12 protein-coding genes and 3 tRNA genes are annotated in these 15,009 nt (G+C 65.7%); 12 read left to right on the plus strand and 3 right to left on the minus strand.

Going from position 1 to position 15,009, the window contains the following annotated elements; genetic code table 11:
• Nucleotide 1: 1 nt before the first annotated feature.
• Nucleotides 2-739, minus strand: a complete 738-nt coding sequence (locus ACP4XC_RS06600) for an alpha/beta hydrolase (protein WP_427175040.1) — start codon at nucleotides 737-739, stop codon at nucleotides 2-4.
• 205 nt (nucleotides 740-944) lie between these two features.
• On the opposite strand from ACP4XC_RS06600, the gene ACP4XC_RS06605 reads away from it, so the two are divergent.
• From ACP4XC_RS06605 to ACP4XC_RS06630, 6 genes are all read left to right on the plus strand, one after another.
• Nucleotides 945-2,399, plus strand: a complete 1,455-nt coding sequence (locus ACP4XC_RS06605; protein ID WP_427174067.1) for a YibE/F family protein — start codon at nucleotides 945-947, stop codon at nucleotides 2,397-2,399.
• A 100-nt stretch (nucleotides 2,400-2,499) separates the two neighbouring features.
• Nucleotides 2,500-3,678: a tRNA dihydrouridine synthase DusB gene (dusB, locus tag ACP4XC_RS06610; RefSeq protein ID WP_427174068.1), complete on the plus strand. Its 1,179-nt coding sequence runs from the start codon at nucleotides 2,500-2,502 to the stop codon at nucleotides 3,676-3,678.
• The gene (locus ACP4XC_RS06615; RefSeq protein ID WP_427174069.1) at nucleotides 3,662-4,960 is read left to right on the plus strand and encodes a deoxyguanosinetriphosphate triphosphohydrolase; all 1,299 of its coding nucleotides are present in this window, start codon (nucleotides 3,662-3,664) and stop codon (nucleotides 4,958-4,960) included. Before dusB ends, ACP4XC_RS06615 begins: the two co-directional genes overlap by 17 nt.
• A gap of 61 nt (nucleotides 4,961-5,021) precedes the next feature.
• Nucleotides 5,022-7,028: a DNA primase gene (dnaG, locus tag ACP4XC_RS06620; protein ID WP_427174070.1), complete on the plus strand. Its 2,007-nt coding sequence runs from the start codon at nucleotides 5,022-5,024 to the stop codon at nucleotides 7,026-7,028.
• A gap of 90 nt (nucleotides 7,029-7,118) precedes the next feature.
• Nucleotides 7,119-7,191: transfer RNA gene (locus tag ACP4XC_RS06625), tRNA-Asn, on the plus strand.
• A gap of 127 nt (nucleotides 7,192-7,318) precedes the next feature.
• Nucleotides 7,319-7,391 (plus strand) — tRNA-Asn (locus ACP4XC_RS06630).
• Nucleotides 7,392-7,484: 93 nt separating this feature from the next.
• Here ACP4XC_RS06630 and ACP4XC_RS06635 read toward each other — a convergent pair.
• Together ACP4XC_RS06635 and ACP4XC_RS06640 are read right to left on the minus strand one after the other, a co-directional pair.
• Nucleotides 7,485-7,892: a hypothetical protein gene (locus ACP4XC_RS06635; RefSeq protein ID WP_427174072.1), complete on the minus strand. Its 408-nt coding sequence runs from the start codon at nucleotides 7,890-7,892 to the stop codon at nucleotides 7,485-7,487.
• Between the two features lie 310 nt (nucleotides 7,893-8,202).
• Entirely contained in the window at nucleotides 8,203-9,459 is a 1,257-nt protein-coding gene (locus tag ACP4XC_RS06640) for a multidrug effflux MFS transporter (protein ID WP_427174073.1), read from the minus strand.
• 151 nt (nucleotides 9,460-9,610) lie between these two features.
• Between ACP4XC_RS06640 and ACP4XC_RS06645 the strand changes: the two genes are divergently transcribed.
• From ACP4XC_RS06645 to ACP4XC_RS06670, 6 genes are all read left to right on the plus strand, one after another.
• Nucleotides 9,611-10,477, plus strand: coding sequence for a phage holin family protein (locus ACP4XC_RS06645; protein WP_427174074.1), 867 nt, complete (start codon nucleotides 9,611-9,613; stop codon nucleotides 10,475-10,477).
• A gap of 43 nt (nucleotides 10,478-10,520) precedes the next feature.
• Nucleotides 10,521-11,144, plus strand: a complete 624-nt coding sequence (locus ACP4XC_RS06650; protein ID WP_427174075.1) for a CDP-alcohol phosphatidyltransferase family protein — start codon at nucleotides 10,521-10,523, stop codon at nucleotides 11,142-11,144.
• Nucleotides 11,144-12,049: a DMT family transporter gene (locus ACP4XC_RS06655; protein WP_427174076.1), complete on the plus strand. Its 906-nt coding sequence runs from the start codon at nucleotides 11,144-11,146 to the stop codon at nucleotides 12,047-12,049. Before ACP4XC_RS06650 ends, ACP4XC_RS06655 begins: the two co-directional genes overlap by 1 nt.
• Before the next feature lie 125 nt (nucleotides 12,050-12,174).
• On the plus strand, nucleotides 12,175-13,371 hold the full coding sequence (locus ACP4XC_RS06660) for a glycosyltransferase (RefSeq protein WP_427174077.1): 1,197 nt from the start codon (nucleotides 12,175-12,177) through the stop codon (nucleotides 13,369-13,371).
• 120 nt (nucleotides 13,372-13,491) lie between these two features.
• Nucleotides 13,492-13,565 (plus strand) — tRNA-Ile (locus ACP4XC_RS06665).
• Between the two features lie 224 nt (nucleotides 13,566-13,789).
• Nucleotides 13,790-14,980: an acyl-CoA dehydrogenase family protein gene (locus ACP4XC_RS06670; protein ID WP_427174078.1), complete on the plus strand. Its 1,191-nt coding sequence runs from the start codon at nucleotides 13,790-13,792 to the stop codon at nucleotides 14,978-14,980.
• The last annotated feature ends 29 nt before the right edge of the window (nucleotides 14,981-15,009 follow it).

Below are 15,009 nucleotides of genomic sequence, written 5' to 3' on the forward strand. Positions count from 1 at the left end.
CTCACAGCACCACCGGCAGGGTGGTGGAGGTTGCCGGGAGGGATGATTCGAGGCGGCCCGCACTTGCGGGGAGCTCAACACCGGTGGTTTCGCTAAAGGCCTTCAACAAGAAGCCCGTGGCCAAATCGTGCCAGAGACGCACGCGACGGAACATAAAGTGCCCGGCGCCCTGTAGCGAAACGTACTGAAGCGACCCGGCGCCCGGGGCGGCCCGGCGCGCGAATTTCAGCGATGCCGCCGGGCTGGTCCAACGGTCCGTGGTTCCATGAACGATCAGGACCTTGCAGCCGGCCACCCGTTCCGGTGGCGTTTCGTCACTGAGCCAGGGGGCGAGCGCCACCACCGCTTCCACAAGGGGATCATCCGCCGCGCAGACCGCCGTAAGGCCGCCCATCGAGTGGCCGAGGAGAAAAACGGGAACTCCGGGGTGTTCCTCGTGGATCCTGGCCAGCGCCCATCGTGCGTCCTGCAGCGGGGACATGTCCTCGCCGTTCCAGCCACGCACGCTGTTTCGCAGCGACCACACCGCGAGCCCGTATTGGCCGGCCGCGCGGTGCAGATCGCGGGCAAACGGCATCATCCGGGCAGGACTGAGATGGCGGGCCTCCACGGCCTCGTAGCTGTTGGCCCGCCCGCCGTGCAGGATAAGGGCCACACCCTGGGTGGTGCCGGACGCCTCCCGTATGGCCAAGGCCGGCCGGCGCGTCACGCCTTGGTGCGCGACTCCTTGGTGTCCCACTCCGGCCGTCCGCGCCTGGGATGCGGCGCCGGCCGGCTTCCGTTCGTGGTTCCTGCTGTTGCTCACGCGGGCCTCCAGACTCCTCGTCCTACATTTATAAACCCTAGGGCGCCGGACATAGAGTTCAACGTATGAGGTTTAACTGCTGATGGGCGCCGGACACTCCCACGGTCATACAGGTGATTCGGAGCCGACACGGCAGGCGATGGCCGCACGGCGGAGGGCAAATTGGCTCCTGGCCGCGGTGCTGGTGCCGCTGACCCTTCTGACGCTGGCCGCCATGGTCATGATGTGGCCCTCAGGGAGCAAGGAGGGACTCACCCTGGCCAACCCCTACACGGCGGCGCCGGGGGTAACTTTCGATACCGGCAAGATCCAGCGCGTGGTGGTGGAAGCCTGCACCCAGGGGAACCCGGGCAGCGCCCAGGGGAGTTCCCAGCAGGATCAAGCCGCGCAGGCCGCTCCGCAGGGCAGCGACTGCACCTTTGCGTACACGGAGCCGGACCAGGGCGGCAACCCGGTCAAGGTGGTCATCAACCCGGACATCGCAAAGTCCCACGGCGTCAAGACCGGGGACAACATCCGCTACCTGAACCTTTCCAAGGCACCGGGCGCCTCGGCAGCCCAAGGATCGCCCGCCTATATCTTTGTGGATTTTGTCCGCACGGTGCCGATCATTCTCCTGGCGGTCCTGTATGCCGTGGTGGTCATCGCCGTGGCACGCTGGCGCGGGCTGCGGGCTCTGATCGGGCTGGTGGGGGCCTACGCCGTGCTGGCCGCCTTCATCCTGCCGGGTCTCGTGGAAGGCAAACCTCCGCTCCTGCTGGCGCTCGTCGGTTCCACGGTGATCATGATCGGGGTGCTCTACTTCGCCCACGGCTTCTCGGCCCGCACCTCCACGGCGTTACTCGGCACCATCTTCGGGCTCGGCATCACTGCGCTGCTGGCCGCCTGGGCCACGGACGCCGCCAACCTTGCCGGGGTCGGCAGCCACGATGCTGCCACCCTGACCAATATGTCTGACCACATTTCCATCTCCGGCATCATCCTGTGCGGCCTCATCATTTCCGGGCTTGGCGTGCTCAACGACGTCACCATCACCCAGTCCGCCGCCGTGTGGGAGCTCTACGAGCTCGCGCCGGAAACCAGCGCGCGCCAGTTATTCCAGTCCGCCATGAGGATCGGGCGGGACCATATCGCGTCCACGGTGTACACCATCGCATTCGCCTACGCGGGTGCTGCCCTGCCCATCCTCATCATTGTGATGCTCTACAACCGGCCGCTCGGCGAGGCACTCACCAGCGCGGAGCTCTCCGAGGAGGTTATCAGGACCCTGGTTGGTTCCATCGGGCTGGTCCTGGCCATCCCGGTCACCACGGTGATTGCGGTGCTGGTGGTCAAGGCGACCGGCGTCAAGCAGGCGGGCAACGCGGTCCCGGCCGGCCGCGGCGTGGCCGGCCGCGGCGTGGGCGGTGCCGAGAACAGCGGTGAGAACAGCGGTGCGGAGAACAGCCGTGCCGAACACAGTGTGCCGGAATTTGCGGCAAACAGCGGGGCACGGTATGCCGCCGTCCGTGGGAGCGTTCCCGATCCCTCGGCGGAGGAGGACCATTTCGCGGCGTCCGGGCCCCGCAGGGGACGGCGGTCGGCAGGACAGTGATCGCCGGCCGGTGACCCGGGGAAACGGGGCGGCGGGCACGGGATAACCGGCCCGGGACCACCCTGCGCCCCGATTTGTCCGGCTTTGAGACAATGGTCGGGTGACTGTTGTAGCAACGCCTCCCGCCCCCAAGCTGGAACTCCCGCCCCTCAAACTGGGTCCGATCACGGTGGACACCCCCGTGATCCTGGCGCCCATGGCGGGCATCACCAACTCTGCCTTCCGCAGGCTGTGCCGCGAATACGGCGGCGGCCTGTACGTGGCGGAGATGGTCACCTCGCGTGCCCTCGTCGAGCGCACCCCGGAATCGCTGCGGATCATTTCGCACGACGACGACGAGAAAGTCCGCTCTGTCCAGCTCTACGGCGTGGACCCCGTGACCGTGGGCCAGGCCGTCCGGATGCTGGTGGAGGAGGACCGTGCGGACCACATCGACCTCAACTTCGGCTGCCCGGTTCCCAAAGTGACCCGGCGCGGCGGCGGTTCCGCCCTGCCCTGGAAGATCGATCTCTTCACCTCGATTGTCCAGACGGCCGTCAAGGAAGCCTCCAAGGGAAACGTCCCCCTGACCATCAAGATGCGCAAGGGCATCGATGAGGACCACCTGACCTACCTCGACGCCGGCCGGATCGCCCGCGATTCCGGCGTTGCCGCCGTCGCCCTTCACGGCCGGACGGCAGCGCAGTTCTATTCCGGGCAGGCGGACTGGTCCGCCATCGCCCGGCTGCGTGAAGCCCTGCCGGACATCCCCGTGCTCGGCAACGGAGACATCTGGTCCGCGGAGGACGCGGTGCGAATGGTCCGGGAGACCGGCGTCGACGGCGTGGTGGTGGGCCGGGGCTGCCAGGGCCGGCCGTGGCTGTTCGGAGACCTCATGGCCGCGTTCGAAGGCAGCGACCAGCGGTTCACGCCGGACCTGCGCCAGGTGGCGGAGAGTGTCTACCGGCACGCCGAGCTGATGGTCGAAACCTTCGGGGACGAGGGCAAAGCGCTGCGCGAGATCCGCAAGCACATCGCCTGGTACTTCAAGGGCTATGTGGTGGGAAGCGAACTGCGGACCAAACTCGCCCTGGTGACCAGCCTCGAGGTGCTGCGCGGAACCCTGGACCAGCTGGACCTTGACTCGCCGTACCCGGGCTTGGACGCCGAGGGACCGCGCGGCCGCGCCGGCTCACCCAAGAAACCGGCGCTCCCAAAGGACTGGCTGCTCAACCGCACCCTGGACGCCGAGCAGTCACGGGACATCTCCTTCGCCGAACTGGATGTATCAGGTGGCTGAGACCAGGACAACCGCTCCCGTGCTGGAGGGCTACACCGCCCATGACTCCGCCCGCTGGGTGGAGGAACCGCCCAAGTCCACCTACCGATCGGACTTCGAACGCGACCGGGCCAGGGTGCTGCATTCCTCGGCGCTGCGCCGGCTCGGAGCCAAGACCCAGGTGGTGGCTCCGGACACGGACGACTTCGTCCGGACCAGGCTGACACACAGCCTCGAAGTGGCACAGGTGGGCCGCGAACTGGGCCGCGTCCTGGGCTGCGACCCCGACGTCGTGGACACGGCCTGCCTCAGCCACGACCTCGGCCACCCGCCCTTCGGCCACAACGGCGAATCCGCGCTCAACGAGATGGCTCACGCCATCGGCGGCTTTGAGGGCAACGCACAGACCCTCCGCCTGCTGACCCGGCTGGAGCCCAAGGTCCTGGACCCCGCCGGCAACCCCGCAGGGCTGAACCTGACCCGCGCCAGCCTCGACGCGGCCGCCAAATACCCGTGGTCCGCCTTGAATGCGCCGGTGATCCATGGTCAACGCACCAGCAAATTTGGAGCCTACGAGGACGACCTGCCCATCTTCGACTGGCTCCGTGAGGGGGCCCCGGAACGCCGTTCCTGCCTCGAAGCCCAGGTCATGGACCTTGCGGACGACATCTCCTACTCCGTGCACGACGTCGAGGACGCGATCGTGGCCGGTCACTTCCAGCTGCGCTGGATGGACAACCCCGACCACCGCGCCCGGGTGGTGGGCTACGCCAAGCAGTGGTACCTGCCCCACAACGATCCGGCGGCGATCGACGCCGCCCTGGCACGCCTTGAGGCCACGGACGTCTGGGTGCGCGAGGCCGATGGCAGCCGCAAATCCATGGGCGCCCTGAAGAACATGACCAGCCAGCTCATTGGCAGGTTCTGCCAGAGCGCACGGGAAACCACCCGCGCCGTCTACGGTCCCGAAAACCTGACCCGGTACAACGCCGAGCTGATGGTGCCGGACGAAACGGTGATGGAGATCGCGGTGATGAAAGGCCTCGCCACCACCTTTGTGATGACCACCGAGCACCGCCAACCCATCTATGAGCGCCAGCGCGAGGTCCTGCACGCTTTGGTGACCGAGCTCAATGCCAGCGGGGACCGTCACCTGGAGCCGATGTTCGCCGCGGACTGGCGCGCTGCGGAGGACGACGGCGCCCGCCTGCGCGTGGTGATCGACCAGGTCGCTTCGCTCACCGACGGCTCCGCGCTGGCCATGTACGAACGGCTCGTCGGCAGCCTTCCCTCGCTTTGGTAGGGCTGGTGTTGGACGCCATAGCCGAGCCTTCGGCGTCGTGCCCGGGGACTAGGATGGCTCTGTGGCTGGGCTGATCAAACGCGAAGATATTGACGAAGTACGCCAGCGGACCGACATCAAGGAAGTCGTTGACGGCTATGTGACCCTCAAGGGCGCTGGGCTGGGGACGTTTAAGGGTCTGTGCCCCTTCCATGACGAGCGCTCGCCCTCCTTCACCGTGCGCCCGCAGGTTGGCCGCTACCACTGCTTTGGCTGCGGGGAGGACGGTGACGTCATTTCCTTTGTCCAGAAACTGGACCACACCACGTTCCATGAGGCCGTGGAGAAGCTGGCCGCAAGGATCGGGTTCGAACTTCACTACGAGGACGGCGGCACCGGCCCCAACCGGGAGGATGTGGGTAAGCGCCAGCGCCTGCTGGACGCCCACAAGGTCGCGGACGAGTTCTTCCGGGAACAGCTCCTGACTCCGGGCGCCGCCGAGGGCCGGAACTTTCTCTACGGCCGAGGCTTCGACCGCGCCGCCTCCGAACAGTTTGGGGTCGGTTATGCCCCGCAGGGCTGGGACAGCCTGCTCAAGCACCTCCGGGGACGCGGGTTCAAGGACCCGGAGCTGAAGCTGACGGGCATGTTCAGCGCCGGGGGACCCGGTAACCAGCAGAGGATTTACGACCGCTTCCGCGGCCGGCTGATCTGGCCCATCCGCGACATTGCCGGGGACACCATCGGGTTCGGCGCCCGCAAGCTGTATGAGGACGACCAAGGGCCCAAGTACCTCAATACGCCGGAAACAACGCTGTACAAGAAGTCCCAGGTCCTCTACGGCATCGACCTTGCCAAACGGAGCATAGCCAAGGACCGGCAGCTCGTGGTGGTGGAGGGTTACACGGACGTGATGGCCTGCCACCTCTCCGGAATTCCGACGGCGGTGGCCACCTGCGGCACGGCCTTCGGCACCGAGCACATCAAGATCGCCCGGCGCCTGCTCTCCGACGACGGCAGCGGAGGGGAAGTCATCTTTACCTTCGACGGCGACGCCGCCGGCCAGAAAGCTGCCCTGCGGGCCTTCGAGGAGGACCAGCGCTTCGTGGCTCAGACCTACGTTGCCGTGGAACCCGGCGGCGCGGATCCGTGTGAGCTGCGCCAGTCAAAGGGCGACTCGGCCGTTCGGGACCTGATCGCGAGCCGCCGTCCCCTGTTTGAATTCGCCATCAGGGCAACCCTGAAAAGGCACAACCTGGACACCGTGGAGGGCCGTGTGGCCGCGCTGCGCGAGTCCGCCCCCGTGGTCGCCCAGATCCGCGATGCCGGCATTCGGCCAGGCTACGCGCGCGAGCTGGCTGGCTGGCTGGGCATGCCCGTGGAGGAGGTCAACCGCGTGGTCGCATCTGCCGCCAAGCGCGCCGCCGTTCCCGCGCAGGGCACCACTGCCGGCCAGCGGCAGGCGCCAGAGGCGCACCGGCCCCAAGGCGGAGTTTCGGGGCGCGGGGGAGGCACGGGCGGCCACGGTGGTTATGGTGGGCCCTCCTCGCCGCCTCCGGGAGCAGCTCACGGCGGTGCCCCGTTGCCGGCGTCGGCGGTGCTTCCGTCATTCAGCCGCCCTGATCCCCGGGATCCCGTGGCGGCGATGGAACGCCAGGCCCTCGAAGTCGCCCTGCAGGAGCCGGCAATGCTGGAAGGCGAAACCTGGCTGCGCTTCTCCGAGTCCCGTTTCTCCACGCCGGCGTACCTGGCCATCCACGAGGCCATCCGGGCCACGGGGCTCGGTTTCGCCGCCGACCCGGTCCGCTGGGTGGAGCAGCTGCTCCAGGAGGTGCCTGAGCCGCTTCGGCCGCTGGTGTCCGAGCTGTCCGTGGTCCCGCTGCCCGCCAACACACCCGAGGGCGTGCAGCGGTACTGCAGGGACATCCTGGCCCGCCTGTTTGAGCTGCAGATCACCCGCGTTAAAGCGGACAAGATGGGGCAGCTGCAGCGCTTGGACTCCTCAGCCGATCCCGAGCTGTTCCAGCAGCTGAACCGGGAGCTGATGCAGCTCGAAATGCAGCGGCGGGCGCTGCGCTCGGACGCCTAAGCAGAGGCGCCCGGGGTCACGGCACCTTGTCCCCGCGGCGGCCAATTTCGTTTCCCGGGCTGGTGTTTGCTAGGCTTATAGCCGCTTCATTCCTCCTTAGCTCAATTGGCAGAGCATTCGACTGTTAATCGAAGGGTTGCTGGTTCAAGTCCAGCAGGAGGAGCGCGCAGTCCCCGTTCCGGTTCGCCGGCACGGGGACTTTTTGTATACCCGGACGGGGTATGGCCAAGGGGCCGCGGGGCCGATTTCCCATACCGGCAAAACGTTTGCTAATGTCATACCTGCTTCATTCCTCCTTAGCTCAATTGGCAGAGCATTCGACTGTTAATCGAAGGGTTGCTGGTTCAAGTCCAGCAGGAGGAGCGGACAGGTCCCGCGGCCGGCGAACAGCCGGCCGCGGGATCTTTTTTGTTGCCCTTGTTTCATCTGTTGCCCGGATCCCCGGATGCCCAACGGTCAGACGAAGTCCATCTCGACTTGGAGGAAGCGCTCCGCTTCGGCGATTGCCGCCTGGAATGCTTCGTCCTCAGTGGGAGATTTGCGCGGCTCACGGGGATGCCATTCATGCGGGGCGGAGTGCACGCGGGTGAAGCCGCTGCCCGGCGGCGCGTAGAAAATGCCGAAGCGTTGGACAGGCCATTCCGGGGACGTTTCCGGGGCAACCAGGAGCGCCGCGTTGAACGCCGGATTGAACCACTGCGCTATGGGTCGCCGCCGGTCCTCGGTGAAAAGGCCGGCCGCGTACATCGCCGCGGACTGAGCGCTGGTCTGCGTGCACAGCCGGTCCCACCACAGGGGCAGAATGCCGGCATCGCACCGCTGCCACGTGGCCGGAAGGGGCGGATGCTTCTGCCAGTCGGGCACACCTCAACTTTATCGCGGCGGCACGGGCCGGAACAGGTCCAAGGGCCCTGTCACAGCGCTGCCTCCACGGCGGTGACGCGGGTGGTGCGGGGGCGGCAGGGCGGGTGGCGCGGGGGGCATTGCAGGGCATGGGGCGACGACGGGCGCGGCCCATGTTGCTCGGCTCGGCCCGCGCGTTCACCTGTCCGCGGGACATGCTCAGTGTTGGACGCGGCGCGTGGACATATGCCCGTTCTGCCCGTTCCTGGCCGCGAAGAATGGGCATGTCCCCCCGGGGCGGCCGCGAAGAATGGGCATGTCCCCCGGGACGCTAGTGAATCGAGGGGACGGTGCGCGGACGGACCACGAGCCAGAGGGCTGCCGCCGCGAGGGTGATGCAGACGGCCTGGATGGCGCCCATCGGGGTGGCCGAGCCCACGCCGAACCAGCCGACCACGGGGGAGACGAGGCCGGCCATCATGAATGTCGCGGCGCCCAGCAGGGATGCCGCGGTTCCGGCCTGCGCCCCGTGTCTGGACAGCGCCAGGACCTGAACGCAGGGGAACGTGAACCCGGTGCCCAGGATGTAGAACCAGAGCGGAACCATTACGCCCCACAATCCGAAGCCGAGCCGGTCAAACACAACAATCAGCAGTGCCATCAGAACCATCCACGCCGTTGAACACGCCAGGATCCACTGCGGCGCCACGATCCGGATCAGCCGGGAACTGGTCTGCACGCCCGCCACGATGCCCAGCGAATTGATGCCGAACAGCAGGCCGTACTGTTGCGGCGAGAATCCGTAGACGTTCTGGAAGAGGAACGGGGAAGCGGAGAGGTAGGTGAACAGGCCCCCGAAGTTCATACCGCCCAGCAGCAGCAGGCCCACGAAGATCCGGTCCGTGAACAGGACCTTGTACCGCTGGCCCGCCGTCAGCCCTGAGCGACCCCGCAACTCGCGGGGGAGCGTCTCGCGCACCAGGAGGATGGCCGCGACGATCACCAGGGTGCCGTAGCTGGCCAGGAAGAAGAAGATCCCCGGCCACGGCATGATCAACAGCAGCTGCGAGCCGATCACCGGTGCCAGGATAGGCGCCAGCCCGTTCACCATGGCCATCCGCGAAAACATCCTGACCATCGCGTAGCCGGAGAACAGGTCCCGGACCATGGCCATGGCCACCACGCCGCCCCCGGCAGCGCCGATTCCCATCAGTACCCGGAACAGGCCCAGGCTGCCCAGGTCCGTGGACAGGGCTGCCCCGAGCGAGGCACTGATATGCAGGGCAGTGGCGAGGATCAGCGGCACACGCCGGCCGAACTTGTCGCTAAGGGGCCCCACCACCAATTGGCCGAGCGCAAAGCCCACAGTGGTGCCCGTCAATGTGAGCTGGACGGCCGTCTCGGACACCCTCAGGCTGGCTTCGAGGGCCGGAAAGGCCGGCAAATACAGGTCGATCGTAAAGGGGCCCAGCGCGGTGAGGGCACCGAGCATGAGGATGTACAGGACTCTCCGACGGCGGCTCAGGGAATCGCCGGGATTAGGGGGGATGCTCACAGGGACCCATCCTATGGCCCGCCGAATCGACATTTCCGGCGTTCGACGCCGCGCCACGCCTTATTGCCAGAACAGGTGCCGGAACCTGAATGATAGTTTTGTCACCGGGGATTGTGTGAAACCGGGCAGGCCCCCGGAATCCAGCGGAATCCGGATCAAAGATGGAACCAGTTAGGCGGGATCGATGAGCGGACGACACAGCGGCCGGACCAATAGCGGACTGCGCATGTCAGCGCTGCCCAGGACACTGAAGCTGGTGGCCCGGCTGGCCCCGCGGCAGCTCAATGACGAAATAGCGCTCGCCAAGGTGGAAATCAAGCGAAAAGGCATCCAGCTTGGAGTGGCGGGCGCCTTCTTCGCCGTCGCCCTGGTCTTCGTCGCCTTCCTGATTACCGGGCTGATCGTTGCCGCCATCATGGGGCTTGCCACCATCATGCCGGCGTGGCTCGCGGCGCTCCTCGTATGCGCCTTGTTCCTGATCATCGCCCTGATCGGCGCGCTGGTGGGACTGCGCAAGTTCAAAAAAGCCATGCCGCTGCTTCCCGAGGACACCATCCGCGGGCTCAAGCACGACCTCGGCATCGCCAAGGAAGGCTCAGCCTTCGATCCGGCGGTCCTGGATCCCTCCTCCGAACAGGCCAGGGCGGCAAAGGCAGCCAAAGACGCGAAGGCTGCGGCCGCCAAAGCAGAGAAAGAGGCAAAGGCGGCCGCCCAGCCTGACCTCGGCCCCGCGCCTTCGGAAGCGGAGCTGCGGCGACGTCTTGATCAGCGCCGCCGCCACCTGACGGAAGTCCGTGACGAGCTGGGCGAGGAGACCGACGTCAAGACGCAGGCACTGGCGCTCCTGAGCGCCACCCAAGACCGGCTCGAGACGGGCAAGGAACGCGTTGGCCGCCAGTTCGCCGGCCTCAGCGAATCGGCGTCGTCAATGCTGACCCGCGCGGACGGACAGCCGGACCCGCGTTGGAAGCCTTTGCTGGCCCTGGCCGCGTCAACCACCGTGCTGCTGGTCCTGCTGCGGAAGCTGCTTAAAGGCCAGGCACCCCACTGAGCTCAGATATGAAGACGTCTCCGGCACTCGAAAGGGGGAACGGATGAGGTTCATCGGCGCAGGCGGCCGCCCCGGTGAGCCGCAGGTCGATAACGACCTCGTCTTCACCATCCCCAATGTGCTGACGGTCGTCCGCTTTATGGGCGTCCCCCTGTTCGTCTGGCTCGTCCTGTCCCAGAAGGAATACGGCATCGCCATTGTGGTGCTGGCCGTTATGGGCAGCACCGACTGGGTGGACGGCTATATCGCCCGCCGCTTCAACCAGACCTCCCGCCTTGGCCGGATCATGGACCCCATAGCCGACCGGCTCGCCCTCATTACCGTCGCGGTCACGCTGGTCATCGCCGGCGTTGTGCAGTGGTGGTACCTGGCCGCGCTCGCCGTTCCCGACGCCGTCCTGCTGGCGCTCTCGCTTTACTACTTCCGCAGCCATCCCGACCTCCCTGTGAGCCGGGTCGGAAAGATCCGCACGGCCCTGCTGCTGGTGGGGACGCCGGTCCTGATGCTCTCCAGGCTGTCCCTTCCCCTGGCCGAGCTCTACTTGGTGGCCGGCTGGGTCTTCCTCGGCCTCGGCCTGGCGGGCCACTGGATCGCGGCCTACAACTACTTCTGGGCCATCATCCGCAAGGGCAAAATGCGGATGGCCGACGACGGCGGACGCGGCTGATGGTCTGGCTTGCGGTCTCCCTGGCGGTCATGGGCGCTTTTTTCCTGGCTTTCGGCGCTCAGCGCCAAGGCAGCGCGGTGAAGGCGGATACGGGCGGCCTGGCCCTCAACACCCACGGCTTGGTGAGGCTGCTCCGAAACCCCCGCTGGGTTCTGGGGCTCCTGTTATTGTGCGTGGGCATGGCAATGAATGCCGTCGCCCTGGTCTCGGCCCCGCTGACCGTGGTGCAGCCCATCGGCGCGATCGCACTCGTGATCACGACCATAGTGAACAACAAGGACCAAGGCCTGAGCATGAACAGGGCCACTGTGGTGGCCACCTCCGCCTGCGTCACCGGCTCAGCCACGTTCGTCCTGCTTGCTGTGAACGTCACCCAGGAGAACCATCACGTCAGTTTCGAGGACGAACTGACCATTGTGCTGCTCCTCGCCCTGGCAGTGGGTCTCTTCGGCACACTGGCGCTGATGTTCAAGCACCGGATGAGCGCCTTCGTCTACATCCTGGGGGCCGGCGTCCTCTTCGGATTTGTGGCCGTTCTTACCCGCATCATCGGCAAGCACCTGCTGGACCCGAACGGCCTGTTCCTGCTCAACGTCCAGTGGTATTCCGTGGTGGCCATTGCAGTCGCGGGCGGCCTTGGCTCGTGGTTTGTCCAGTCCGCCTACTCCGGTGGGCCCCCGGACCTCGTCATCGCCGGGCTGACGGTCATCGACCCCATGGTGGGCATCGCCATTGGCATCGCGATCCTGGGCGAGCTTCGTCCGGATGTCCACGCTGTGACGGCCATTTCGATGGGAGCGGCGGGTTCCCTTGCTATCGTGGGGGTAATCGCCCTTTCCCGACACCATCCCGAAGTCCACAAGCGCAAGAAGGACGCGCGGAAGGCTGCGGGGCGAACGTCATAGGGCAGATGACCGTCCAGACCCCAACAGATTTGCCAGTCTTCACCAGGCCCGGCGCGACTGCGCCGACGGCCAGCCGGCCGCCACGGCCACAGCTGACCGCACCGTGACCACCAGGAGCCCTCCACGTGACCATGCCCGATAGCCAGCGACCCCTCACCATTCTGATAGCAGCGGACACCTACCCGCCCCACGTCAACGGAGCCGCCCAGTTCGGATACCGGCTGGCCAAGGGTATGACCGGCCGCGGACACAATGTGCACGTGCTTGCATGCCGGCAGGACAAGGGAAAGAGTTACACCGAATTCCGCGAAGAGGGAACCGTGCACCGGCTGCGCTCGCACTCGGTGCCCACGCACGAGTACTTCCGGATCACCTTTCCGTGGGAGATCAGGAAGGAGATCAGCCTCCTTTTCGACAAGGTCAAACCGGATGTGGTGCACATTCAGAGCCATTACATGATCGGCGAGCACGTGCTCTACGAGGCCGTGAAGCGTGGGATCAGGGTTGTGGCGACCAACCACTTCATGCCCGAAAACCTGAACCCGTTCCTGCCCTTCCCGCAGTGGTTCAAGGACATCGTGGGCAGGATTTCCTGGAAGGACATGGGCAAGGTCATGGGCCAGGCCGACGTGGTCACCACGCCGACACCGCTCGCGGCGAAGGCCATGCACCAGCACGCGTTCCTGCGCAAAGTGCTTCCGCTCTCCAACGGAATCGACTCGGCCGCCTACGAGGTGAAGGACGGCGAGGTCATCGAGCCCCATCATTTCCCGACAGTCCTCTTCGCAGGGCGCCTGGCCGAGGAGAAGCACGTCAACGTTCTGATCGATGCGGTAGCGAAGACGCCGGTGGAGCTGGGTGTTCGCTTGGAGATCGTAGGCGGCGGAGAAGTCCGCGCCGCACTGGAGGCCCAGGTGGCCCGGCTTGGGCTGCAGGACCGCGTCAAGTTCCTTGGCCTGGCCAGCGACGCCGAGTTGCGGCTGGCCTACATCAGGGCGGATCTGTTCTGCATGCCGGGAACGGCCGAGCTTCAGTCTCTGGTGACGCTGGAGGCCATGTCCGCCTCCACTCCGGTGCTGCTGGCTGACGCCATGGCGCTCCCGCATTTGGTCCGGGACGGTGAAAACGGCTACTTGTTCACTCCGAATGACAGTAACGACCTCGCCGCCAAGATCACCCGCGTCCTGCAGCTTCCGCCGGAAGAGCTGAAGCAAATGGGCAAGGCGAGCCGGTGCATGGTGGAGCCCCACAGCATCGAAGGAACACTGCAGACCTTCGAGGATCTCTACCGCGGAGCCAGCTACGAAGACAAGGCGGTCTAGCGGGCCGCGCCACGGGTTGGCCGAGTTCTGTTGCGCGGTGCGGGCGATTACTATTGCTAGAGTGTTTTTGCCCCAGAAACCCCGTGGCTTGGTTCCAAGCCGGGGGTGGGCGGGACGCACGGGGCTATAGCTCAGCTGGTTAGAGCGCGGGACTCATAATCCTAAGGTCCTCGGTTCAAGTCCGAGTAGCCCTACCGAGCACACCAACGGTCCTCACGCCGAGGATCCCGTTGTGCGGGAGCCATGGCCGATGTTCAGACATCGGCCATGGCTCCTTTTTGTTTGCCCCTTGTTTTTTACTTTCGTTTCCGCCGCTTGCAGTCAGGGTGGCCCTGCGTTATGTTACTCATGAGTAACTTATCGCGTGGCGTTGAGCCCGGGACCTTTGATCGCCGCTGATCGCAAGTGAAGGAACATCATGTCCAAAGCTGGAATCGACATTAGCAACCTCCCTTATGCCGACGGAGATTTCTTCGCGTTCGAGCAGTTGCTCAGCACGAAGGAGAAAGACCGTCTGGCCGAGGTCCGGGAGTTCCTCGCCCGGGAGGTCAAGCCCATTGCGGTCGACTGCTGGAACCGCGGCGAGTTCCCGATGGAGCTGATTCCGAAGCTCGCTGAAATTGACCTGGTCAGCCCGGTCAAGCGGCAGGGGTACTCCAACCTCTTCGCTGGAATCCTGCACGCCGAGGCCACCCGGGCGGACACATCGATTGCCACCTTTATGGGCGTACATGACGGGCTCTTCACGGGATCCATTGAAGCCCTCGCCTCCCAGGAGCAGCAGGACGCCTGGCTTCCGGACATCTACGCGCTCAAGAAGATTGGCGCCTTCGGCCTCACCGAACCCCTGGGGGGTTCTGATGTGGCCGGTGGCACCCGCACGACTGCCCGCCGCCAAGGTGACAGCTGGGTCCTCAATGGGGCGAAGCGCTGGATCGGCAACGCCACTTTCTCCGACTGGGTGGTCATCTACGCGCGGGACATCGAAGACGACCAGGTCAAGGGCTTCCTTGTGGACACTAAGACCGAGGGCTACAGGGCGACGAAGATCGAGAACAAGATCTCCATGCGTACCGTGCAGAACGCGGACATAACGTTGGAGAACGTGGTGGTTCCCGGGTTCTTCAAGCTGGCCAACGCCAACAGTTTCCGGGACACCAACAAGGTCCTTAAAGTCACCCGCCTGTCCGTCGCCTGGCAGGCCGTCGGCCAGCAACTGGCCGCGTTCGACGTCGCCCGCCGCTATGCCGTGGAGCGCAGCCAGTTCGGACGCCCCATCGCCTCCTTCCAGCTCGTCCAGCACCAGCTGGTCCAGATGTTGGGCAACACCGTGAGCTCCATGGGCATGATGGTCCGGCTCTCCCAGTTGGAGGATGCCGGCGAGGCCAGGGATGAGCAGTCGGCGATGGCCAAGGCGTTCACCACCGCACGCATGCGTGAAAGTGTTGCGATCGGCCGAAGCCTCCTGGGCGGCAACGGGATCGTCACGGATTACGAGATGGCCAAGGTCTTCGCCGACGCCGAAGCAATCTACTCCTATGAGGGCACCCACGAGATCAACACCCTGGTGACCGGCCGTGCCATCACCGGGATCTCAGCAATCGTGTAGTTGGCGCGCGACGGTGTCAGCCGTTCGCG

The organism is Arthrobacter sp. 92 (genome assembly GCF_050260325.1).
Taxonomy (GTDB): Bacteria; Actinomycetota; Actinomycetes; order Actinomycetales; family Micrococcaceae; genus Arthrobacter.